The organism is Leisingera sp. ANG59, assembly GCF_013317235.1.
Lineage (GTDB): Bacteria > Pseudomonadota > Alphaproteobacteria > Rhodobacterales > Rhodobacteraceae > Leisingera.
The window spans coordinates 58,719-80,457 of record NZ_WLCM01000020.1 but is presented as its reverse complement, the minus strand read 5'-3'; the positions used below and the strand labels follow the sequence as shown (position 1 = coordinate 80,457).

21 protein-coding genes and 1 pseudogene are annotated in these 21,739 nt (G+C 61.5%); 10 read left to right on the top strand and 12 right to left on the bottom strand.

All coding sequences use genetic code 11. The features are described 5' to 3' along the window. On the bottom strand, positions 1 to 190 hold a 190-nt coding region (locus GKC28_RS16915; RefSeq protein ID WP_174148167.1), incomplete at its 3' end, for a DUF6429 family protein. Positions 191 to 962: 772 nt separating this feature from the next. On the opposite strand from GKC28_RS16915, the gene GKC28_RS16910 reads away from it, so the two are divergent. The 9 genes from GKC28_RS16910 to GKC28_RS16870 all read left to right on the top strand — a co-directional run bounded on the left by GKC28_RS16910 (position 963) and on the right by GKC28_RS16870 (position 8,950). Further along, the gene (locus GKC28_RS16910; protein ID WP_254604280.1) at positions 963 to 1,949 is read left to right on the top strand and encodes a thiamine pyrophosphate-dependent dehydrogenase E1 component subunit alpha; all 987 of its coding nucleotides are present in this window, start codon (positions 963 to 965) and stop codon (positions 1,947 to 1,949) included. Between the two features lie 21 nt (positions 1,950 to 1,970). Then, positions 1,971 to 2,996 (top strand): alpha-ketoacid dehydrogenase subunit beta, encoded by a 1,026-nt coding sequence (locus tag GKC28_RS16905; protein ID WP_174148166.1) that lies wholly within the window; start codon positions 1,971 to 1,973, stop codon positions 2,994 to 2,996. Between the two features lie 71 nt (positions 2,997 to 3,067). Further along, positions 3,068 to 3,301, top strand: coding sequence for a biotin/lipoyl-containing protein (locus GKC28_RS16900; RefSeq protein ID WP_039147883.1), 234 nt, complete (start codon positions 3,068 to 3,070; stop codon positions 3,299 to 3,301). Then, positions 3,298 to 3,984, top strand: a complete 687-nt coding sequence (locus tag GKC28_RS16895) for a 2-oxo acid dehydrogenase subunit E2 (protein ID WP_174148165.1) — start codon at positions 3,298 to 3,300, stop codon at positions 3,982 to 3,984. The genes GKC28_RS16900 and GKC28_RS16895 overlap by 4 nt, the downstream gene beginning before the upstream one ends. Further along, complete coding sequence (locus tag GKC28_RS16890; protein WP_174148164.1) at positions 3,981 to 4,679, top strand: lipoate--protein ligase family protein; 699 nt, start codon at positions 3,981 to 3,983, stop codon at positions 4,677 to 4,679. The genes GKC28_RS16895 and GKC28_RS16890 overlap by 4 nt, the downstream gene beginning before the upstream one ends. A 35-nt stretch (positions 4,680 to 4,714) precedes the next feature. After that, positions 4,715 to 5,308, top strand: coding sequence for a hypothetical protein (locus tag GKC28_RS16885; protein ID WP_174148163.1), 594 nt, complete (start codon positions 4,715 to 4,717; stop codon positions 5,306 to 5,308). Positions 5,309 to 5,320: 12 nt separating this feature from the next. Then, on the top strand, positions 5,321 to 6,898 hold the full coding sequence (locus tag GKC28_RS16880; protein ID WP_039147887.1) for a GMC family oxidoreductase: 1,578 nt from the start codon (positions 5,321 to 5,323) through the stop codon (positions 6,896 to 6,898). Between the two features lie 112 nt (positions 6,899 to 7,010). Beyond that, positions 7,011 to 7,601, top strand: coding sequence for a VOC family protein (locus tag GKC28_RS16875; RefSeq protein ID WP_217434124.1), 591 nt, complete (start codon positions 7,011 to 7,013; stop codon positions 7,599 to 7,601). A gap of 56 nt (positions 7,602 to 7,657) precedes the next feature. After that, positions 7,658 to 8,950 carry a HupE/UreJ family protein gene (locus GKC28_RS16870; RefSeq protein ID WP_174148162.1) on the top strand — a complete coding sequence of 431 codons (1,293 nt, stop codon included), beginning with the start codon at positions 7,658 to 7,660 and terminating at the stop codon, positions 8,948 to 8,950. 110 nt (positions 8,951 to 9,060) lie between these two features. Here the strand turns inward: GKC28_RS16870 and GKC28_RS16865 are convergent, their stop codons facing one another. The 11 genes and pseudogenes from GKC28_RS16865 to GKC28_RS16815 form a co-directional block, all read right to left on the bottom strand. Next, entirely contained in the window at positions 9,061 to 10,764 is a 1,704-nt protein-coding gene (locus GKC28_RS16865; RefSeq protein WP_174148161.1) for a sigma-54-dependent Fis family transcriptional regulator, read from the bottom strand. A 131-nt stretch (positions 10,765 to 10,895) separates the two neighbouring features. After that, positions 10,896 to 11,234 carry a carboxymuconolactone decarboxylase family protein gene (locus GKC28_RS16860; RefSeq protein ID WP_217434123.1) on the bottom strand — a complete coding sequence of 113 codons (339 nt, stop codon included), beginning with the start codon at positions 11,232 to 11,234 and terminating at the stop codon, positions 10,896 to 10,898. Positions 11,235 to 11,797: 563 nt separating this feature from the next. Beyond that, positions 11,798 to 12,010 (bottom strand): annotated as a pseudogene (locus GKC28_RS16855) (transposase); the annotation flags it as partial. Positions 12,011 to 12,047: 37 nt separating this feature from the next. After that, the gene (locus GKC28_RS16850; RefSeq protein WP_174148160.1) at positions 12,048 to 13,271 is read right to left on the bottom strand and encodes an IS256 family transposase; all 1,224 of its coding nucleotides are present in this window, start codon (positions 13,269 to 13,271) and stop codon (positions 12,048 to 12,050) included. 337 nt (positions 13,272 to 13,608) lie between these two features. Beyond that, a complete protein-coding gene (locus GKC28_RS16845) occupies positions 13,609 to 14,685 on the bottom strand; it encodes a calcium-binding protein (RefSeq protein ID WP_174148159.1) in 1,077 nt (358 codons plus the stop codon). 166 nt (positions 14,686 to 14,851) lie between these two features. Then, positions 14,852 to 15,265, bottom strand: a complete 414-nt coding sequence (locus tag GKC28_RS16840; RefSeq protein WP_174148158.1) for a F0F1 ATP synthase subunit epsilon — start codon at positions 15,263 to 15,265, stop codon at positions 14,852 to 14,854. Positions 15,266 to 15,320: 55 nt separating this feature from the next. Beyond that, on the bottom strand, positions 15,321 to 16,745 hold the full coding sequence (gene atpD, locus GKC28_RS16835) for a F0F1 ATP synthase subunit beta (RefSeq protein WP_174148157.1): 1,425 nt from the start codon (positions 16,743 to 16,745) through the stop codon (positions 15,321 to 15,323). A 21-nt stretch (positions 16,746 to 16,766) separates the two neighbouring features. Continuing rightward, positions 16,767 to 17,642: a F0F1 ATP synthase subunit gamma gene (locus tag GKC28_RS16830; protein WP_174148156.1), complete on the bottom strand. Its 876-nt coding sequence runs from the start codon at positions 17,640 to 17,642 to the stop codon at positions 16,767 to 16,769. Positions 17,643 to 17,657: 15 nt separating this feature from the next. Next, positions 17,658 to 19,196 (bottom strand): F0F1 ATP synthase subunit alpha, encoded by a 1,539-nt coding sequence (gene atpA, locus GKC28_RS16825; RefSeq protein WP_174148155.1) that lies wholly within the window; start codon positions 19,194 to 19,196, stop codon positions 17,658 to 17,660. Next, on the bottom strand, positions 19,197 to 19,757 hold the full coding sequence (locus GKC28_RS16820; protein WP_174148154.1) for a F0F1 ATP synthase subunit delta: 561 nt from the start codon (positions 19,755 to 19,757) through the stop codon (positions 19,197 to 19,199). Positions 19,758 to 20,130: 373 nt separating this feature from the next. Then, the gene (locus GKC28_RS16815) at positions 20,131 to 20,877 is read right to left on the bottom strand and encodes a class I SAM-dependent methyltransferase (RefSeq protein ID WP_174148153.1); all 747 of its coding nucleotides are present in this window, start codon (positions 20,875 to 20,877) and stop codon (positions 20,131 to 20,133) included. 55 nt (positions 20,878 to 20,932) lie between these two features. On the opposite strand from GKC28_RS16815, the gene gloB reads away from it, so the two are divergent. After that, the gene (gene gloB / locus GKC28_RS16810) at positions 20,933 to 21,706 is read left to right on the top strand and encodes a hydroxyacylglutathione hydrolase (protein WP_174148152.1); all 774 of its coding nucleotides are present in this window, start codon (positions 20,933 to 20,935) and stop codon (positions 21,704 to 21,706) included. Positions 21,707 to 21,739: the final 33 nt, after the last annotated feature.

Below are 21,739 nucleotides of genomic sequence, written 5' to 3'. Positions count from 1 at the left end.
AGCGCTGTAGCCCTTCATCAGTCAGCACGACAGATTTGGCCCGGTTAACCGGGTCATGGATCAAACCCTTCCGATGCAATCGATCCAGTGCCGACCAGTCCATTCCCTTCCAGGCGCGACGCTCATCATGCAGCGTCAACCAGAGCAGTCCCAGAACCGCGTCGTCGATCTTGTCCTCGTCGATCTCCATGAACAACGGGTATCACATCACAGCGCCAATGGGACCGCGGTCTTCGCCGGAGCCTTACACATATGGGCTCAATGCCGCAAGTTCGCCGTTCCCGGCGTGAATGGCTGATCTCCGAGACAGAGGCCGTTCGCCTGGCCGGGCTTGGACTAGTAGTGAGCCGGACAATCCGGACTTATGCAGCTGCGGAGAATGCGCTTGCAGAAAACGCAAGGACTTCTTTGCACCTGCAACAGCAGCCTTTCTGCAATGCAGCGGGTTTCACCGAACCGGCCATCCAGTTCCGCAGCTTGGCTGCGTCTTCCATAACCTCAACTGGCTGCTGCCAGGCTCAACATTCGAGACGCAAGGTCTTGCAAGAGTTCGCACAATGGCTGGTACTCGAGCCCAAAGTGCAACGTTGCCGTTATCGAGATGCGGCAGACACAGCCAGCACATATAGAAACTAAATCGGCAAAGAGCCAATCGCATCCGCAGCTGCCACAATTTTCCAACTGAAGGAAACAAGAGGCAATTCCTGGAGAAGGCATCAGTTCTTGCCCGCAGCACATTCAGTGATTCCGGCTCGGTGCAGCCCTGAGGGATATCAGGCTTCCCGCCTCCGCTCTTTCCAGCGGCGGCATAACAACAATCCTAGTGCTTCGTTTTTCTAGCGGGTGTCTCGCAGCCCTGTAGAATGAGACAGTTTTTCACGAACCGTCCACGAACGCCTGAAAACGCTGTCAACGGTGTCGGCAGCGCGGCAGCCTTTTCCCCGACAAGGAGGAGAGGAATTATGCAGCCAGCAAAAGACACCTTGGCGTGGATGTATGAAAAGATGGTGACAAGCCGTCGTTTCGAGAACGCCATCGAAAAGATTTACATGGAAGGCAAATCGCCTGTCTTCAACATGGCGGACGGTCCGATCCCGGGTGAGATGCACCTGTCGGACGGTCAGGAGCCCGTTGCCGTGGGGGTCTGCGCCCATCTTGAGGCCGGGGACGTGGTCACGGCCACGCACCGCCCGCATCATCAGGCGATTGCCAAGGGCGTGGACCTGAAGAAGATGGCCGCCGAGATTTTCGGCAAGGCAACCGGCCTGTCCGGCGGCCGCGGCGGCCATATGCATATCTTCGATGCCGAGGTGAATTTCGCCTGTTCCGGCATCATCGCGCAGGGCATGGGACCCGCCGCCGGCGCGGCGCTGTCGCGCCAGATCCAGGGCAAGCCGGGGGTTGCGGTTTCGTTCATCGGTGAAGGCGCGGCAAACCAGGGCGCGTTTCACGAAGCGCTGAACCTGGCGGCGGTCTGGAAGCTGCCGATGGTGGTGGTGGTTGAGGATAACGCCTGGGGGATTTCGGTCTCCAAGGAAGCCTCCACCGCGATCAAGCGCAACTCGGACCGGGCGGCGGCCTATGGCATTCCTGGCCATTACATTCCCGGCAACGACCCCCTGAAGATCTACGAGGTGGCAGGCGAAGCCATCGCGCGGGCGCGCCGCGGCGAAGGCCCGACGCTGATCGAGGTCGAGACCTACCGGCTGGCCGGCCACTTCATGGGCGATGCCGAGGGCTACCGCCCCGATGGCGAGAAAGACGGGCTGTTTGCCAAGGACCCGATTCCGGTGATGCGGACCAGTCTGCTGGCGGATGGCAGTTTCACGGATGCCGAACTGGACGGGCTGGAAACCAGCGCCCAAGCGGCGGTGGATGAGGCGATCCGCTTTGCCCGCGACAGCGCCGATCCGAAACCCGAAGACGCGCTGACAGCCGTTTTTGCCTGAAAGCCTGAGGGAGGAAAACACATGGAAAATGAACGGAAACTGACAATCGCACGGGCCATGGCCGAGGCGATGGCGCAGGAGATGCGGATCGACCCAAGCGTCTTTGTGATGGGCGAGGACATTGCGGAACTGGGCGGCGTTTTCGGCAACACCCGCGGCTTGCTGGAGGAGTTTGGCAAGGAGCGCGTCCGCGACACGCCGATTTCGGAGACCGGTTTTATCGGCGCTGCGGTTGGCGCGGCGCAGGACGGGATGAAACCGGTGGTGGAGTTGATGTTCGTCGATTTCTTCGGCGTCTGCTTTGACGCGATCTACAACCTGATGGCCAAGAACACCTACTTCTCGGGCGGGAATTTCAACGTGCCGATGGTGCTGATGACCTCGACCGGCGGCGGCTATTCGGATGCGGGGCAGCATTCGCAGTGCCTTTACGGCAGCTTTGCGCATCTGCCCGGCATGAAGGTGGTGAGCCCCTCCAACGCTTATGACGCCAAAGGGCTGATGACTGCGGCGCTGCGCGATCCGAACCCGGTGATCTACATGTTCCACAAAGGGCTGCAGGGGATGGGCTGGCTGGGCACCGAGGCGGGCGCAATTACCCATGTGCCGGACGAAAGCTATGAAGTTGAGATCGGTAAGGCGGCCATTGCCCGCGAAGGGCGCGATGTGACGATCGTGTCAATTGCCCAGGGCGTGCATCACGGGCTGAAGGCCGCCGATGCGCTGGCCCAGCAAGGCATCAGCGCCGAAGTGGTCGATCTGCGCTCGCTTGTGCCATTGGATCGCGAAACGGTGCGCGCCAGTGTCGCCAAGACCGGGCGGCTGATTGTGGTCGATGAGGATTATCACAGCTACGGTGTCTCGGGTGAGATCATCGCCACGGTCACCGAGAGCAACATGGCAGACCTGAAGGCGCCGCCGCGGCGGATCGCCTATCCGGATGTGCCGATCCCTTTCGCCCGGGTGATGGAACAGCACTGCCTGCCCAATGCGGACAAAATCGCCGCAGCCGCCCGCGAACTTTGCGGGGCGCCGGTTCCGGCCTGAACGCACTCAAAATTCCTAGAAACAATCAGCTGCCCCGCCGTGCCGGGGTAGCGGCAAGAGGAGATTGCCAAGTGGCTAACGATATCATCATTCCATCCGGCTTGTGGGAGGGCGACGACGAATGCGTCATCACCGCCTGGCTGGCAAGTGACGGCGCACAAGTCACCCAGGGCGCGCTGATTGCTGAGATCATGACGGCCAAGATCCAGTACGAAATCACCGCACCGGCAAGCGGCACCCTGAGCATCGCAAAGCAGCAGGACGAAGTTGCGGCCAAGGGCGACGTGATCGGAGCGGTCTCATGACCGTGCAGGCGGCAAGTCCTGCTGTGGTTCCCCTGCGCGGAGCACGCGGGATGATCGCTGACAAGATGTGCGCCTCGCTGCGCGACGCGGCGCAGCTGACCCACCATGCACGGGCAGACATGACTGCGCTGCTGGCGGCCAAGGCGCATCTCAAGGAAGCGGGCACCGCGCTGTCGGTCGAAGACCTGCTGATGGGTGCGGTGGTCCGAACTCTGCGGCGCCATCCGGACATCAACGGCACCGTGCAGGACCGCGCGGTGCATTTGTCGGATGCCATTGATTTGGGGGTTGCCATCGCCCTGCCGGGCAACCTGCTGGCGGCCCCCGCTATCTTCGGGGCGGAAAGCCTGGACCTTGAAGGCCTTCGGGCTGCGCGGCGGGATCTGGTGGCCCGCGCAAGGACAAACAAGCTGACAGTGCCGGAGATGACAGGCGGCACTTTCACGGTCTCCAACCTCGGCCTCAGCCGGGTGGAGCAGTTCACGCCGATCCTGAATGCGCCGCAGATTGCCATTCTCGGCATTGGACGCACGGTCGAAACCGCGGTGCGCGACGGCGATGGCATCGCCTGGAAGCCTTATGCGGGCCTGTCGCTGACCTTTGACCACAGGGCCATCGACGGTGCCCCGGCGGCGGAGTTCCTTTCGGACCTTTGCGAGGCGATTGAAGGTTTCGCGCCATGATCACCGCGCCGTTTTCCACCGCCGCAGACGGCATTGCACGGGAGGCCGCGCTGCTGCAACGGGGCAAGCCTGCGCTGATGCTGTGGCAGGCGGCAGAAAACGCGCTGGTGGTTCCGGTTGCCGTGGCACGCAGGGATGGGTTGCAGCGCGCGTTGGGCGAAGCGGCGGAACGGGGCTGGCCGGTCACCGTCCGCGGCAGCGGCGGCGGCATAGTTCCGCAAGGTTCCGCCACCCTGAACCTTGCCATGGTACTGCCCTGCACGGCGGGATTCACGGTGGAGGACGGCTACCGGATGATCTGCGGCGCAGTGACTGAGGCGCTGACCCGGTTTGACATCACCGCAGAAACCGGTGCCTGCCCGGGTGCCTTCTGCGATGGCGCCTGGAACGTCCTTGCGCACGGCCGCAAACTGGCTGGCACCGCACAGCGCTGGCGCGCCGCGCCGCAAGGGCGGGTTGTGCTGGCACATGCCGCGGTGCTCGTCCGGACACCGGAACCGGATCTGTGGCCGGTCCTGCAGCAGCTGCAGGCCGCCGCCTTCGCAGCAGAACCGCCATTGCGGGCGGGTGCCCATATTGCCCTGGACGCGCTGCTGCCCGGCGCCATGCGCCAATCAGCCTTTCCCGGCGCCCTGATCAGAGCTGCGGAGGACCGGCTGACTGCTCTGGCGCGCCGCGAAAGAAAAGCGGCCTGACCGCATCAACACCACTCACTGGGAGGAGAGTAACCATGACAATCAGATTCCACTGGCGCGGCAAGGAGAAGAACGGCCGAGCCGCCATGAGCCGCCGCATGTTCCTGATGACGACCACAATGGCCGGCGTCACCACCAACGCCATGCTCGGAAGCGCATCCTTTGCGTCATCAGCGGTGCTGGACGAGGCGCAGGGCGCCAGCCTGCTGCGGATGATCCAGGATATCTACCCGCATCCGGATGTGCTGCAGGTTTCACACTACGAGGCGATAGCCGCCACGGTGATGAAGAACGCTGAAGGTGACACCGAGACCGCAAAGGGGCTGACTGACGGTCTGGCGCGGATCGACGCAAAGGCGCAGGAGCTGTTCGGCACCCCCTATACTGGTATCGAAGATCCCGATGCCCGCGAAGGCCTGCTACGCCATTTTCAGGACGAGGGCTTCTTTCAGGGCGTCCGCTGGACCGCCTACTTTGGCATCTACGACAACAAGGAAGTCTGGCCGCTATTCGGCTACGAGGGCTCCTCAGTTGAGCACGGCGGCTACATCGACCGTGGGTTCTCCGACATCACCTTTGTTCCCGAGGGGCCGACCCTTGAGGAACGCATGGCCGACGTTCAGGCATAAGGGGAGGCTGACATGACAAAATTCGACCTCAACGACGACAATGTGGTTGTCATCATCGGCTCCGGCGCGGGCGGTGGCACCCTGGCAAACGAACTGGCCCAGAAAGGTGTCAAATCGGTTGTTCTGGAAGCTGGCAAGCGGTTTGACCTGAGCGATATCGAAAACGACGAATGGGCAATGTTCCAGAAAATCTCCTGGCTGGATAAACGCTATTCCGGCGGCGGCTGGCACGGGGCGGTGAACCACCCGACGCTGCCTGCCTGGATCGTGAAAGGCTATGGCGGCTCGACCATCCACTGGGCGGGCGTCGCCCTGCGGTTCAAGGATTTCGAGTTCAAGACCCGCAGCACCTATGGCGAAATCGACGGCGCCAATGTCGAAGACTGGCCGATCGACTTGGCGGAAATGACACCGTGGTATGAAAAGGCCGAACTGAAGATGGGCGTCACCGGCAGAACCACCGGCATGCCGCATCTTCCCTGGAACAACGGGTTCCGGGTGCTGGCCGAAGGCTGTCGCCGCACCGGGCGCAGCGATTACCGCTCGGGACCGATGGCGATCAACTCGGTTGAACGTGATGACCGCCCGGCCTGCCAGCAGATCGGGTTCTGCATGCAGGGCTGCGCCATCGGCGCCAAGTGGTCGACGATGTACACCGAACTGCCCCGCGCCGAGGACACCGGTAACTGCGAGGTGCGCACCGATGCGATGGTGCTGCGGATCGAGCATGACGATGCAGGTAAGGTGAACGCGGTGGTCTATGCAGACAGCGAGGGCAACCAGCACCGCCAGAAGGCGCGTGTTGTCTGCGTCGCGGGCAATTCCATCGAAAGCCCGCGGATGTTGCTGAACTCGGCCTCCGCGATGTTCCCGGACGGCCTTGCCAATTCCTCCGGTCAGGTGGGTAAGAACTACATGAACCACACCACCGGTGGAGTCTATGCGGTGCTGCCGGAGAAGGTGCATATGCACCGCGGCACCTCGGTGGCCGGGATCGTCGGCGATGAAGTCTACCACGACGCTTCGCGCGGGTTCAGCGGCGGATACTACCTTGAATTCCTATCGCTTGGCCTGCCGTTCATGGCCGCCTTCCTGGAACCGGGAAACACCGGCTGGGGCCGCAGCGTGGCAGGCGCGCTGGAAAACTACGACCGGATGTCAGGAGTCTGGGTGCTGGGCGAGGATCTGGCGCAGGAGCGCAACGCGATCACTCTGCACGGCAGCGAGACCGATCAGCACGGTCTGCCGGTGCCGGTCGTCTCCAAGACCCCGCATAACAACGACTACGAGATGACGGCACATATGTATGAGACCTCGGCGCAGATTTACGAGGCCGTCGGCGCCACCGATGTCTATGAACTGCCCGCCTATCCGGCGACCCACAACATGGGCACCAACCGGATGCACGCCGACCCCGCGAAGGGTGTCGTCAATGCCTACGGGCAGGCGCATGACATCGATAACCTCTTTGTCTCGGATGGCAGCCAGTTCACCTCCTCGGCGGCCTGCAACCCGACGCTGACCATCGTGGCGCTGGCCATCCGCCAGGCGGAATACATCGCACAGGAAATGAACGCGCAGAACATCTGACGCGGCACGTTTTTTCCCTGGCGGCACGTTCTTTCGAGGCGGGCTGCCCCCTGCCGCTTCGGAAATTTCCTATACGCCCGCCGAAGCGGCGACAAAACAGAAAGAAATCGACATGTTCGGAAAACTGAAAAATATCACCCTTATGACCCTGCTGGGATTGAGCATACCGGCCGCGGCTGTGGCCCAGATGCCCGGCATGCGCGGCACGCAACATATCGGAATTACGGTGCCGGATGTTGACGAGGCGGTGGAATTCCTCGTCGACGTGCTGGGCTGCGAGTCATTTTTTTCGTTCGGTCCGTTCGGCCCGTTCGAGGATGACTGGATGACCAAGAATCTCAATGTCGACGCCAGTGCCGTGATCGACATCATCACAATGGTGCGCTGTGGCAACGGCCCTGCCTTCGAGGTGTTCAAATACACTGCTCCGGATCAAAACAAGACCCCGCCGAAGAACAGCGACATCGGCGGCTATCATATCGCGCTCTATGTCGACGATATCAACACGGCGACGCAATATCTGCGCGACAACGGTGTTCAGGTCCTGGAGGCGCCCCACCCGCTGCCCGGAACGGAACTGGAAGGCCTGGAATGGGTGTACTTCCTGTCGCCTTGGGGCATGCAGATGGAAATCGTAAGCCATCCCGACGGCATCGCATTCGACCAAAGGGGCGATAGCCGTCTTTGGGACCCGCGTTCCTGAAAACCAGGAAATCACAACAATCCGGACCTCTGCAATCGACATCAGGGGTCCGGAAGATGGAGGGATTTGATATGACGGAGCCAAGATTTTCCGGGATCGTTCCATACCGAAGAAGCCTGTTTATCGCTTTACTGTCGCTTGCCGTGCTTTTCTGCGGCCCTCAGGGTGCCCTTGCGCATTTCAGCAACGCTGATCCGCGCATCATCCATATCGCGGCGCAAGGCAATGATCGGGCGATCATCCTGATCCGCATGCCCGCGCCCCTAGCGCTTTTGCCCGATGACTGGCAAGGCAGCGACGAGGTTCGGCTTCCTCCCTTTGCTGCTGAAATGAACGGCGAACCGGTTCTGGACGCGACCGCCCTCGCAGCGGCGGATGAGGCGTTGAAACTGCGGCTTCGCGAGGTTGTAACACTATGGGTTTCAGAACAACGCCAGGAAACCCGGGTCGAGAAGTTCAGGTTCTGGGAAGACAGCACACGGCCCTCATTCGGCACCCTCAAGTCCGCGCTGTCTGCCTTTGAGGCTCCGTTTAGCAAAGACCGCGAAACACCGCTGCCTTATTTCGATCTCACGCTTGATGTTATGATCTCCGTACCTTCCGGCATCCTGTCGCAGGAACTAAGCCTGACCTCCCAGCTTGGTCGGAATTTCCGTGTGATGGAGAGTCTCGGGACAGTGACGAAACTGCACCGGGAAACAGGCATCGAAACAAGGGCGACAATGGGCGTGCTGCAAGTGTCCTTTCCAGCCTTGCCGACGACAACCAGGATCCTGCTGGACACCGCCAAGTCAGGGGCCGAGCACATTTATCGCGGGCTCGATCACCTGGCCTTGATCATCCTGATCGCCATCGCGGCGCAGCACTGGCGTCAGGCACTTTCCTGGGCCTCAGCCTTCACTGTCGGGCATATGACCACCCTCGTGGCCGGCCTTTACAGTTTTGCACCGTCAGCGTCCTGGTTCGTGCCGGTGGTCGAAACTGCGATCATCTTGTCGATCATCTACGCCTGCACCGCCGTTTTCCTGCGACAGGGCCGTGCGTTCGGTTGGGCAAGCCTTCTGATTGTCGGATTGATTCATGGTTACGGTTTTGCCGCTTCGGCGTCCGAAGCGCTTTTCACGGGCCAGTTTGATCCTCTGGTTCTGATCTCTTTCGCGATGGGGTTGGAGCTGTGTCAGTTTGCCATTTACGCAATGGCTCTTCCATTGATTGTGTTTACTGACCGTATCTCGCCTAAGATCCGCATCTCGTGGCGCAAAGCGGTAGTGCTTGGCATAATGGCCTTCGCAATTTCCGCGGCGATCTCGCGCCTGTCCGATACGGCCAGCGCTTTCGCCGTAGCGTGATTTCAGAAGGGTTGAAGACCTGTTCGCACCGGGTTCCTGATCGAAATCAAGGCACGCTGCTTTGCCGGGTTCCTGGGCGCACTTGGTTGATCGGGTGCAGGTCCAAGAAACTATTCCGGACGCTGCAGCCCTTCCGAGGCAATCCAGCGGTTGAGCGTTGCGCGGCTCTTGCCCAGCAGGCGCGCGGCCTTTGTCACGTTCCAGTTTGTGCTGTCCAACGCGTCTCGCAGCGACGCTCGTGTCAGCGCTTTAGAACTTTCCTCCCGCGGCGCGAGCAAGCGTGCCGGCAGGTCGGTCACGTTGATCCGCCTGCCGTTGCCGCAAATCACCGCCTCGCGCAGAACAGCCAGCATTTCCCTCCTGTTGCCCGGCCAATGGTATCCGGCCAGCACCTCCAAGGCGCTTTCAGCGATCTCGATAGGAGTATCAAAACTCTCGGCGATGACATTTGCCAGCACTGTCTCGCAATCCCGCTCGGTAACCGGCGGCAGTTCAACAACTGACTGCGCCAGCAGATACAAGAGGTTCCTGGGAATGCCCTCGTCACTCTCAAGCTGCAGCCACGGTTTGCCCGCGGTGAATAGCAACACCGGAGGATGCGCCTTTGAGCTGCTGTCTGCCCGGCTGCTGTCAAGATAGCGTTCGAGGACTGCCTGCGCTTCTGCCGGCAGAGTTTCGACATTCTTCAGGATCAGCGTCGGGACTGTGTCGCCAACCGGGTAATCGCTGAGAAAGTCCAGGCTGTTCAACGCCTCCGCGAGATCCGTTTCGGTGCCGTTGCGGGCCGCATCGAGGGTGAGCGCCATTGGCGTGTCCAAACCCTGGTCTTCCAACAGCGCCCGGGCAAACAGTCCGGTCCCCGCACCCGGTTCGCCACAAATCAGCAGCGGCACCCGGTGCGCCACCAGTTTGCGCGCCCGTTCCGCCAGAACCGGCAGGCCGCCGCCTTCTGCCGCCAGCCGCCCCAGAACAGCATTCCTGTCTATCCGGGCAGGAAGACGCGGCTTGTCAGGGTGCAGGACTTTGCGCCGGGGCGGGATTGCAGCCGGTCCGCGCAGGCTGACCTCAAGGTCTTTCAGATCGGAGATGTGCCGCCCCGCCAGGCCCTGGTGCTCAGCCGGCCGTGCTGCATCGCGCCACAGCGGCAGATGCGAGATGATGACACCTTCCTCATTGCAAGCCACCAAAGTCTCGAAGCAGCGGTGCTGTTCCAGATTGCGCGACAGCACCCGCCCGGTGAGCTTGTCGGCGTGAAAATTGCGGAACAGGCGCGTCTGGAACTGACGGGAGGCACGCCGCACGACCTGCTCGCACAATGCGTATTCCTCAGGACGCCGATGCAGCGATCCAACCAGCGTTATCGTTCCGATCAGGTTGTTCTGGGCATCTGTCAAAGGGGCCGAACTGCAACTGAGCCGGTGAAAGCAATCATAGAAATGCTCCCCGCCGCGCACCGTCAGAACACGGCCGGATTGCATCGCCATCGCGACCCCATTGGTGCCCGCGACACGTTCATCCCAGACTGCGCCCCTGACAAGGCCGCTTCTTTGAAACTCCGCCTCCACCCCCTCGGGCGCATAGGATTCAATAACAATCCCGTCGGCATCTGTGATCAGCAGGCAATAGCGGGAGCGGCTGGGCAGCAGGGCGGACTTATCGACTTCCGCCACTGCCCCGCCGGCCTGATCCAGGAATTTCTCATTGCGGTGGCAGATTTCATCTGCCTGCAGCCTGAGGATCGGGTTCCTGGCGCTTGACGTCAGGCTATGCTTGGACAGGCTCCGCTCCCGCGAGGAGCGGATCAACTTGTCCACGGATGCCCTGTCCAAAAAAGCGGACATTGCTTGCACCTCCCGTTATTCAGCCCTTCTGCTGTGTCCCGCTTGTCAGGCGAGTTTCGCTGAAATCCTGCGCTGTGTCCAACTTGGCCAGTCCCGCCCGGCTGTCACAGCAGACCTTCCAGCGCTTCCAATGCCCGCCCGCCGTAAACCACCGACGGCCCGCCGCCCATCTCGACTGCAACAGAGATAGCCTCGACAACCTCGTCCCGGCTGGCCCCATGTTTCAGCGCCGCGCGCAGGTGGAAGAGGATGCAATCCTCACAGCGGATTGCGATCGAGATCGAAAACGCCATCAGTTCCTTGATTTTGCTGCTTAGCTCCGCCTCAGCTGAAGCCGCTTTCACAAGCTGGCTGTAGGGTGACATGACCCCTGGTGCCGCTTTGAACAGCGCGCCTGCGCGCCTGTCGATTGCCGCGGCTTGGTCCTTGTAAGATGTCGTCAATTTCTGAGTTCTCCGTCAAGTATTGTGAAGAGGCCGGATATCGGATCTGCCCGCGGCCGGCTGCGTCTGTCTCTAGCTGGTTGCCGGGCAAAGTATTGCTGCACTCACCGGCCTTAGAAAGCGCCAGGGCTGATCTCTCGTTTGAGACGGGAAAACTGTCTCATTGAGCATGCGAATGAGACAGTTGCGGTCGGCTAGCGGCCTGCCTGCACGGAATTCAAAGGTTTTCGGGCCTTCCTGCCCAATTAGATGCTCCATGGGTCCAGATCCTAAAACACTTCGGGCCATCAAAGAGCGGCGATACGCCGAGAACCCTGTCTGCTGCCGCAGTGCCATTGGACGGAACCCGTCTAACCAAATAGGCAGAGTCCTCCAGGATGATCACTATGTGCGGTATTTCCGCCTTTAGAACCGCTGTGCGATGCTCGATCAGTTGCAAGGCCACAGACGGATCCGCCCTGCACTGCGGGAAAGGCCGTTTATCCTTCTGCAATGCGGAGGGAGAAACTCTGCGGCGCAGCGCACTGGAGACTGTGCGGAATTTCGTGCCCTGGCGCCTTTTCTTACGCCAACGGGAAGCGTTCCTCAAACATGATAGCGAGTTGGCTTTTCACCGCATGCCATTCGCGCACTGACCGCTTCCACTCAGCTGAGGTAGCATTCAGCGCCAGATAGATCAACTTGGCCGCCGCCTCATCGCTGGGGAAATGGCCGCGGGTTCGGACCGCGCGGCGGATTTTCGAGTTCAGCGCTTCAATGGCATTGGTCGTGTAAATNGAGACTGTGCGGAATTTCGTGCCCTGGCGCCTTTTCTTACGCCAACGGGAAGCGTTCCTCAAACATGATAGCGAGTTGGCTTTTCACCGCATGCCATTCGCGCACTGACCGCTTCCACTCAGCTGAGGTAGCATTCAGCGCCAGATAGATCAACTTGGCCGCCGCCTCATCGCTGGGGAAATGGCCGCGGGTTCGGACCGCGCGGCGGATTTTCGAGTTCAGCGCTTCAATGGCATTGGTCGTGTAAATCAGCCGGCGCACCTCGGGCGGATAATCAAGGAACGGAATGACTTCGTTCCAGGCCCGCCGCCAGCTCGGCGCTATGGCCGGGTAGCGCTTTGACAGATCGCTCGCTTCAAATTCGGTTAGCGCGGCTTCGGCCGCCGCGGCATCAACGGCCGTATAGACCGCCTTCAGAGCCGCGGCGACGGCCTTGCGGTCCTTGTAGCTGGCAAAGCTCATGGAATGGCGCAGCAGATGGACAATACAGGTCTGGACCTGGGTTCGGGGGAAGGCCGCTTCGATGGCCTGGGGGAAGCCCTTGAGGCCGTCCACAACGGCGATCAGGATGTCTTGAACGCCGCGGTTGCGCAGATCGCTCAGCACCTTGGCCCAGAATTTGGCCCCCTCATTGGCCTGGAACCACAGGCCCAAAACGTCCCGTGTGCCGTCCGGCAGGATCGCCAGGGCCACGAAGACCGCCTTGTTCGAGACCGCGCCATCGCTGCGGATATTGACCCGGATCGCATCCATGAACACCACCGGGTAGCAGGGCTCAAGCGGGCGGTTCTGCCAGGCCGTCACCTCCTGCATCACGGTGTCAGTTATGGCCGAGATCAGGCTGGGCGACGCTTCGAAGCCGTAGATCTCCTCAATGTGGCCCTGGATTTCCCGGGTCGTCATGCCGCGGGCGTACATGCTGATGATCTTGGTGTCGAACTCCGGAAAGCGGCGCTGATACTTGGCGATCAGAACCGGGTCAAAGGTCCCGTTCCGGTCGCGCGGAATGTCCAGAACCACCTTGCCGGTGTCGGTGGTCACGGTCTTCCGGCTGCTGCCATTGCGTCGATTGGCGGGCTGGTTCTGGCCTTCAGGCGGCTCCTGCGCGCGCTCTTCGCTGAGATGTTCGTCCAACTCGGTGCTCAGCGCACGTTCCGCAAGCGCCTTGGTCAGTTCGGAAAGAATGCCCTCCTTGCCGAAAAGGTCGCCGGGCGAACGCCCTTCCATCAGCCGGTCCAACAGGTCTTTGTCTATGCTCATACGTGGGTCTCCTCAAAATTGAGCTACCACGCCAGGGCACAAAACTCAGGATAGTCCCNTTGGCGGGCTGGTTCTGGCCTTCAGGCGGCTCCTGCGCGCGCTCTTCGCTGAGATGTTCGTCCAACTCGGTGCTCAGCGCACGTTCCGCAAGCGCCTTGGTCAGTTCGGAAAGAATGCCCTCCTTGCCGAAAAGGTCGCCGGGCGAACGCCCTTCCATCAGCCGGTCCAACAGGTCTTTGTCTATGCTCATACGTGGGTCTCCTCAAAATTGAGCTACCACGCCAGGGCACAAAACTCAGGATAGTCCCTGGTGGCTCGCAATTACGGTCGACCAGCGCTAGAAGAAAGAAATATCGTCGACCAGCGCAGCTGGGTCGGTGACGCCTCTTAGGCGAATCAACTGGTCATCGAACTCCAGCAGGGTATTGCCGTTCACCACCCGCGCATATTGATCCAGAAGCTGTTCCGGCTCCAGTCCCCCGCCCCAGATGTCTTCATCCAAGCGCAGCCGGTCATTGCCCTGGCCAAAATCAAGGATGGTGTCCCGCCCGTCGCCGTCATTGAAGATGAACACATCCGCGCCACTGCCGCCAGTCAGCTGATCGTTGCCTCGTCCCCCCACGAGCCTGTCATTTTGAGTGCCCCCCTCCAGAGTATCGCGGCCATTTCCACCCCACAGCTTGTCGCGGCCTGCACCACCCACTAGCGAATCTGCACCCGATTCACCTCTCAGCTTGTCGTTGCCGTCCATTCCGAGAATCCGATCGTCACCTCGATTCCCCTTTACCAAATCGTCCCATTGACCGCCGATGACCAAGTCCGAAACGTGCGTTGTCTTGACATAGGCGGATCCTGGGTTAGCCACAGAGTAGACCTCTACCCGAACCTGGTCTTCAGCACCCCAATTCTGAAACACAAGGGATGAGAAGTCTGCGTTCACGTTCTGGTACACAGACGCGCGTAGGATAAGTACATCGTCGACTTCTGCCTCGGTCGACCCCGAAACGACGACAGCCCCTTCAAAGCTGTTTCGGACCGCCATCGACTTGAACACCCAGTTGTTGGCCGTTACCTCCACGCGGGTGCCCGATTCAGTTCCGTAGAACTGCAGTACTTCAAGCTCAGACAACCCACCCATGTCGCCCAGTTCGCTCAGCGAGAAATGCGCAGCGCCTTCGGCGTGCAACCGCAAGGTGTCGACACCTTTGCCCCCGCTTACGACAAAGTCGAAATGGTCAACCCGCAGATGCCGCGGTCGATAGACAATAACATCGTCACCGCTGTCTCCCCAGATGTAGTCCATACCAAGGCTACCGAGAATAGTGTCGTTCCCCTCCAACCCCTGAATATTATCAGCCTCTTTGGTGCCCTTCAGAAAGTCGTCGTCGAAGGTGCCATATACTCTATTTTCCACGGAAATTCCTCGATCTACCTGCGTCCTGTTATCCGAACGTTTTCAATGGCGCCGAGCATCGCCATGCCCCCAACCGAATGCAACCCCTGATTGCCGCCCCCCCCAAAAAAAAGAAAACCGGCCCCCAACGGGAGCCGGTCTCTGTTTCGTCCAATCCGCGCCTGGATCAGAGGGACATATGGGTGCCCAGGGCTTCCATGTCGGCGAGCAGCTTGGCTGCGTCCTCGACCAGGCCGTGCGGCTGGTCTTCCTCTTTCGCGGTCTTGTACATCTCGCGGGCTTCCTCGATCAGATCGTTCATCTGATCGCGGGTCATCTCGGCCATCGGGATCGCGCGTTCGGCCAGAACCGACAGGCTGTCGCCTGCGATCTCGGCAAAACCGCCGGTCACCAGATACTCCGAGTTGCCTTCCGGGCTTTCGACCTTCAGCACGCCGGGGCGCAGGGTGGTGATGGTGGGCGCATGCTGCGGCATTGCCGTCATGTCGCCTTCCGCACCGGGAATCAGAACCGAGCTGGCCTGCAGAGAAGCCAGGCTTCGCTCGGGGCTGACGAGGTCGAATTGCATCGTTTGTGCCATTGGGGCCTCCTTTCAGGGTCCCCCCGCACCGCGGGGCGCGGGGGAAAATCCGTTCTTAGGCGGCTTCCGCAGCCATCTTCTCGGCCTTGGCCTTCACTTCGTCGATGCCGCCAACCATGTAGAAGGCGCCCTCGGGCAGGTGGTCGTATTCGCCGGCCACAACGGCCTTGAACGACGAGATGGTGTCTTCCAGCGGAACCTGCACACCGTCAGAGCCGGTGAACACCTTCGCAACGTCGAACGGCTGGGACAGGAAACGCTGGATCTTACGAGCGCGCGCAACGGTCAGCTTGTCCTCTTCCGACAGTTCGTCCATGCCGAGGATGGCGATGATGTCCTGCAGCGACTTGTAGCGCTGGAGGATCTGCTGAACGTCGGAAGCCACTTTGTAGTGCTCTTCGCCAACGATCGCCGGGTCCATCAGGCGCGAGGTGGAGTCCAGCGGGTCCACGGCCGGGTAGATGCCGAGCTCGGAGATCGCACGGTTAAGAACGGTGGTTGCGTCCAGGTGGGCAAAGGTGGTTGCCGGTGCCGGGTCGGTAAGGTCGTCCGCGGGAACGTAGACGGCCTGGATCGAGGTGATCGAGCCGTTCTTGGTCGAGGTGATGCGTTCCTGCATCGCGCCCATGTCGGTCGCCAGCGTCGGCTGGTAGCCCACCGCGGAGGGGATACGGCCGAGCAGAGCGGACACCTCGGAACCGGCCTGGGTGAAGCGGAAGATGTTGTCCACGAAGAACAGAACGTCGGTGCCGGACTGGTCGCGGAACTGCTCGGCCAGGGTCAGGCCGGTCAGCGCAACGCGGGCACGCGCACCCGGAGGTTCGTTCATCTGACCGTAGACCAGGGCCACCTGGGATTCTTCCAGGTTGTCCGGCTTGATCACGTTGGATTCGATCATTTCCCAGTACAGGTCGTTGCCTTCACGGGTCCGTTCGCCAACACCCGCGAACACGGAGAAGCCCGAGTGCACTTTTGCGATGTTGTTGATCAGTTCCATGATCAGAACGGTCTTGCCCACGCCGGCGCCGCCGAACAGGCCGATCTTGCCGCCTTTGGCGTAGGGCGCCAGCAGGTCGATCACCTTGATGCCGGTCACCAGGACTTCCGACTCGGTGGACTGGTCGTTGAATTCCGGCGCCGGCTGGTGGATGGCGCGGGTCTCGGATGCGTTCACCGGGCCTTTTTCGTCCACCGGCTCGCCCACAACGTTCAGGATGCGGCCCAGGGTGGCGTTGCCGACCGGGATCGAGATCGGCGCGCCGGTGTCGGTCACGGCCTGACCGCGGACCAGGCCCTCGGTTGCGTCCATTGCGATGGTGCGGACGGTGTTTTCGCCGAGGTGCTGGGCAACTTCCAGAACCAGGGTCTTGCCGTCGTTTTCGGTGTGCAGTGCGTTCAGAATTGCGGGCAGGTGGTCGTCGAACTGGACGTCCACAACGGCGCCGATGATCTGAGTCACCTTGCCTTTTGCTTGTGCCATTTGTTGGTCTCCGGTTGTCTCTTAGAGCGCCTCAGCGCCCGAAATGATTTCAATCAGCTCGTTGGTGATCACGGCCTGACGGGAACGGTTGAACTCGATGGTCAGCTTGTCGATCATCTCGCCCGCGTTGCGGGTCGCGTTGTCCATCGCGCTCATCCGGGCACCCTGTTCGGATGCGCCGTTTTCCAGCAGGCCGGAGAAGATCTGGGTTGCCACGCCGCGCGGCAGCAGGTCCGCGAGGATCCGCTCTTCGCCCGGTTCGTAGTCGTAGACGGCGCCAGAGCTTTCGCCCTCCTCAGCCTCGAAGGAGGCCGGGATGATCTGCTGAGCGGTCGGGATCTGGGTCACGACGTTGACGAACTCCGAGAAGAAGATCGTGGCGACGTCGAATTCCCCAGCATCGAACCGGGTCAGGATGTCCTTGGCGATGGCCTGCGCATTGGCATAGCCGATACGCTTGACGTCGCTGAGGTCCACATGGCCGACGAAATCACTGCCGAGGTCGCGCTTCAGGGCGTCGCGGCCCTTCTTGCCGACGGTCAGAACCTTGACCGTCTTGCCCGCGGCCTTCAGCTCGGCCGCCTTCTGGCGGGCAAGCTTGGCAATGTTCGAGTTGAAGCCGCCGCAGAGGCCGCGTTCGGCGGTCATGACCACCAGGAGGTGAACCTGGTCCGAGCCGGTGCCGCGGAGCAGCTTGGGCGCGGAGTCGCTGCCGCCGACCGAGGCCGCCAGCCCTGCCATCACGGCGTTGAACCGCTTGGTGTAGGGCCGGGAATCCTCGGCAGCTTCCTGGGCGCGGCGAAGTTTCGCCGCAGCCACCATTTGCATGGCTTTGGTGATCTTGCGGGTCGATTTGACCGACTCGATCCTGTTTTTAAGGTCCTTGAGAGAAGGCATGTCCCGACTCTCTCCTTATGCGAAGGTGGCGGCGTATTCGTCGATCGCAGCCTTGAGTTTGTCAGCGGCGTCGCCCTTGATCTTGGGATCTTCGTTGGTGATCCAGTCCAGGGTCTCTTTGCCTTTGCCGCGCATGTGCGACAGCAGGCCCGCTTCCCAGCGGCCGACGTCTTTCAGCGCGACCTTGTCCAGATAGCCGTTGGTGCCTGCAAAGATGACGCAGACGATTTCGGCGTTGGTCAGCGGCGAGTACTGCGGCTGCTTCATCAGCTCGGTCAGACGGGCGCCACGGTTCAGCAGCTGCTGGGTGGCGGCGTCGAGGTCGGAGCCGAACTGGGCGAAGGCCGCCATCTCGCGGTACTGGGCCAGCGACAGCTTAACCGGGCCTGCAACGGTCTTCATCGCGTTGGTCTGGGCCGAGGAGCCCACACGCGAAACCGACAGACCGGTGTTCACGGCGGGGCGGATGCCCTGGTAGAACAGTTCGGTTTCCAGGAAGATCTGGCCGTCGGTGATCGAGATCACGTTGGTCGGAATAAACGCGGACACGTCGCCGCCCTGGGTTTCGATGACCGGCAGAGCGGTCAGCGAGCCGGCGCCGAAGTCCTCGTTCAGCTTTGCCGAACGCTCCAGCAGGCGGGAGTGCAGGTAGAAAACGTCGCCCGGGTAGGCTTCACGTCCCGGCGGACGGCGCAGCAGCAGGGACATCTGGCGGTAGGCCACGGCCTGCTTGGAGAGGTCATCATAGATGATCAGCGCGTGCTTGCCGTTGTCGCGGAAGTATTCGGCCATCGCGGTTGCGGCATAGGGGGCCAGGAACTGCAGCGGTGCCGGGTCGGACGCGGTTGCGGCAACCACGATCGAGTATTCCATGGCGCCGGACTCTTCCAGCTTCTTCACCAGCTGGGCCACGGTCGAGCGCTTCTGGCCGACAGCGACGTAGACGCAGTACAGTTTCTTGGACTCGTCGTCGCCTGCGGCGTCGTTGTAGACCTTCTGGTTCAGGATGGTGTCCAGAGCCACGGCGGTCTTGCCGGTCTGACGGTCGCCGATGATCAGCTCGCGCTGGCCGCGGCCGATCGGGATCATCGCGTCAACCGATTTCAGGCCGGTTGCCATCGGCTCGTGCACCGATTTACGCGGGATGATGCCCGGAGCCTTGACGTCAGCAACCTGACGCTGCGCAGCGTTGATCGGGCCCTTGCCATCCAGCGGGTTGCCCAGACCGTCGACAACGCGGCCCAGCAGCTCGGGGCCGGCCGGCACGTCCACGATGGAGTTGGTGCGCTTGACGGTGTCGCCTTCTTTAATGTCGCGGTCGGAGCCGAAGATCACGATACCGACGTTGTCGGCTTCGAGGTTCAGCGCCATGCCCATGATGCCGCCCGGGAATTCGACCATTTCGCCGGCCTGAACGTTGTCGAGGCCGTAAACGCGGGCAATACCGTCACCGACGGACAGCACGCGGCCGATTTCTGCCACTTCGGCTTCTTGACCAAAATTCTTGATCTGGTCTTTCAGGATCGCAGAAATCTCTGCTGCTTGGATACCCATTTATCCGACCTCTTTCATTGCATTCTGTAGGGAGTTGAGCTTGGAGCGGATCGAGCTGTCGATCATCTTCGAGCCCACTTTAACGACAAGACCGCCGATGATGGAGGCATCGACGGAAGCATTGATGGTAACTTTCTTGCCCACGCGCTCGGCCAGGGTCTTGGCCAGTTTCTCGCTCTGGGTCTTGGTCAGCGCCTTGGCGGAGACCACTTCGGCGGTCACTTCGCCGCGGGCATCGGCCAGGCGGGCGCGCAGCGCCTCGATCAGCGCAGGCACCACGAACAGGCGGCGCTTGTCGGCCATCAGAGCCAGGGTATTGCGCAGGACGGGATCAATGCCCATCTTGTCCGCCACCGCAGTGATTGCGGCGCCCTGCTCTTCGCGCGACACGAGCGGCGAGTTGATCAGGCTGTTGAGCTCTGGGCTGTCAGCCAGGGCGGCTGCCAGATCATTGATGCTGGTTTCAAGGCTGTCGAGCGCCTTGTTCTCTTCCGCGATGTCGAACACCGCCGTGGCATAGCGCGCGGCAATGCCTGCAGAAATCGAAGCTGGTTCGGACACGTCCACCCTTCCGATATGTTTTTGGCCCCGGTTGGCGTACCTGGCGATCAGGAGGCGTCCGGGGGCGTGAGACATCCCCCTTGGCAGCGGGGCGTTGAAATCAGCGTGGGTCTAGCAGAGCGGATGCGACCTATCAACTGCCTATAACGGTAACAGAAGAAAGCATGTTTTCAGCGTTTTCAAAGGCTTGCGCCAAGTGCGGCCCTTTGACCACAGTCGATAAATAAAAAAGTGCGGGTAAACTGCAGGATTTTGCGATTCCGGAAAGCGGCATTTGCGTCAAAAATCGTCACATAAGGGTGGAAAACCACCCGAACGGGCCGTTCCGGCGGATTTCGGGAATCGAAATCCGGCGCCCTGCGCGCCGCTTGGCTCAGGCCGGTTCCGGCATCGGGTTGGAGAGCCCTTCCAGCACCCGGATGCGGCTGGGGGCCTTGGTGCGGATCATGTGGCCCTTCTGCGGGTAGGTCTGTTTGCTGACCTCGACCATGAACACGCCGCCGGCCAGCATCGCAGGCAGCTTGCGGCCCATTTTTTCCAGCATGGCGCCGGATTTCAGCCAGAAGCGCTTGTGGCTGGGCAGCCGGTAGAGCGCGGCAGTGTGCTGCTCGATGGCGAACTGATGCTGCCGCAACTGCCCCTCCAGCTGGCGCAGCGTGTAGGGGCGGCCATAGCCGAACGGCGTCAGGTCCGACCGCGCCCACAGGCCCGCGCGGTTCGGCACGACGAAAATCGCGCGCCCGCCCGGGCCCAGCGCCCGCCAGCACTCCTCCAGCAGCTTGCTGGGGCGTTCCGAGGTTTCCAGCCCGTGCATTACCACCAGCCGGTCGACGCGGCCGGTGTCGATGGGCCAGCTGGTCTCCTCGCACAGGACGGAGACGTTGGGCATCCCGGCAGGCCATTGCATCACCCCCTGCGGCCCCGGCATCAGCGCCATCACCCGGCGCGCCTCCGGCAGGTAGGGGCGCAACAGCGGCGCGGCAAAGCCGAAGCCCGCCACTGTCAGCCCCTCCGCCTCCGGCCACAGCTCCAGCAGGCGGCCGCGGATCGAGGCCTGCGCCGCACGCCCAAGGGTGCTGCGGTAGTAGAAATTCCTCAGATCCTGGACGTCAAGATGCATTGCGGGCGCCTGCTGCTTCGGCCAATCTGGGCGCAGTTTAGCAATGTAAAGGCGAATGACCATGCCTCTTGAGATCGTCACCCTGCCCTGCCTGTCGGATAACTATGCCTTCTTGATCCACAATCCGGCCTCAGGCGAGACCGCGCTGGTGGATGCGCCCGAAGCCGGCGCCATCAAGGCAGCACTGTCTGAGCGCGGCTGGGGGCTGGACTGGATCCTGCTGACGCACCACCACTGGGACCATGTGGACGGGGTTGCGGAGCTGCGCGACGCCTATGGCGCCAAGGTGATCGGCGCGCAGGCGGACGCACACCGGCTGCCGCCGCTGGACGTGGCGGTGGAGGACGGCGGCACATTCACCCTGCTGGGCGAAGAGGTGCAGGTGATGGATGTGTCCGGCCACACAGTGGGCCATATCGCCTTTTACATGCCCGGCGCCGAGGCGGTTTTCACCGCCGACAGCCTGATGGCGCTGGGATGCGGACGGCTGTTCGAGGGCACGCCGCAGCAGATGTGGGCCAGTTTGTCGCGTCTTGCCGCGCTGCCGCCGCAAACTATGGTTTACTCTGGGCATGAATACACCCAGGCTAACGGTGCTTTTGCGGTCACCGTGGACTCCGGCAACCCGGCGTTGCAGGCGCGGATGCGCGATATCGCAAAGGCCCGGGAAAACGGGGCGCCCACGGTGCCCTCATCCCTGCAATTGGAACTTGACACCAATCCGTTCCTGCGCGCCGGTGACAGTGCCGTAAGAGCCAATCTGGGCATGCAAGACGCTGAAGATCCGGAGGTTTTTGCCGAAATCCGCAGCCGCAAGGACACTTTCTGAGCAAATCAAGGGTATCGGGACGCAACAGGGAGA

What these genes read in the sequence shown, in the direction of transcription:
- GKC28_RS16910 (WP_254604280.1), top strand. Translation starts at nt 963, where the DNA reads ATGCAGCCAGCAAAAGACACCTTGGCGTGGATGTATGAAAAGATGGTG.
- GKC28_RS16905 (WP_174148166.1), top strand. Translation starts at nt 1,971, where the DNA reads ATGGAAAATGAACGGAAACTGACAATCGCACGGGCCATGGCCGAGGCG.
- GKC28_RS16895 (WP_174148165.1), top strand. Translation starts at nt 3,298, where the DNA reads ATGACCGTGCAGGCGGCAAGTCCTGCTGTGGTTCCCCTGCGCGGAGCA.
- GKC28_RS16890 (WP_174148164.1), top strand. Translation starts at nt 3,981, where the DNA reads ATGATCACCGCGCCGTTTTCCACCGCCGCAGACGGCATTGCACGGGAG.
- GKC28_RS16885 (WP_174148163.1), top strand. Translation starts at nt 4,715, where the DNA reads ATGACAATCAGATTCCACTGGCGCGGCAAGGAGAAGAACGGCCGAGCC.
- GKC28_RS16880 (WP_039147887.1), top strand. Translation starts at nt 5,321, where the DNA reads ATGACAAAATTCGACCTCAACGACGACAATGTGGTTGTCATCATCGGC.
- GKC28_RS16875 (WP_217434124.1), top strand. Translation starts at nt 7,011, where the DNA reads ATGTTCGGAAAACTGAAAAATATCACCCTTATGACCCTGCTGGGATTG.
- GKC28_RS16870 (WP_174148162.1), top strand. Translation starts at nt 7,658, where the DNA reads ATGGAGGGATTTGATATGACGGAGCCAAGATTTTCCGGGATCGTTCCA.
- GKC28_RS16850 (WP_174148160.1), bottom strand. Translation starts at nt 13,271, where the DNA reads ATGAGCATAGACAAAGACCTGTTGGACCGGCTGATGGAAGGGCGTTCG.
- GKC28_RS16840 (WP_174148158.1), bottom strand. Translation starts at nt 15,265, where the DNA reads ATGGCACAAACGATGCAATTCGACCTCGTCAGCCCCGAGCGAAGCCTG.
- atpD (WP_174148157.1), bottom strand. Translation starts at nt 16,745, where the DNA reads ATGGCACAAGCAAAAGGCAAGGTGACTCAGATCATCGGCGCCGTTGTG.
- GKC28_RS16830 (WP_174148156.1), bottom strand. Translation starts at nt 17,642, where the DNA reads ATGCCTTCTCTCAAGGACCTTAAAAACAGGATCGAGTCGGTCAAATCG.
- atpA (WP_174148155.1), bottom strand. Translation starts at nt 19,196, where the DNA reads ATGGGTATCCAAGCAGCAGAGATTTCTGCGATCCTGAAAGACCAGATC.
- GKC28_RS16815 (WP_174148153.1), bottom strand. Translation starts at nt 20,877, where the DNA reads ATGCATCTTGACGTCCAGGATCTGAGGAATTTCTACTACCGCAGCACC.
- gloB (WP_174148152.1), top strand. Translation starts at nt 20,933, where the DNA reads ATGACCATGCCTCTTGAGATCGTCACCCTGCCCTGCCTGTCGGATAAC.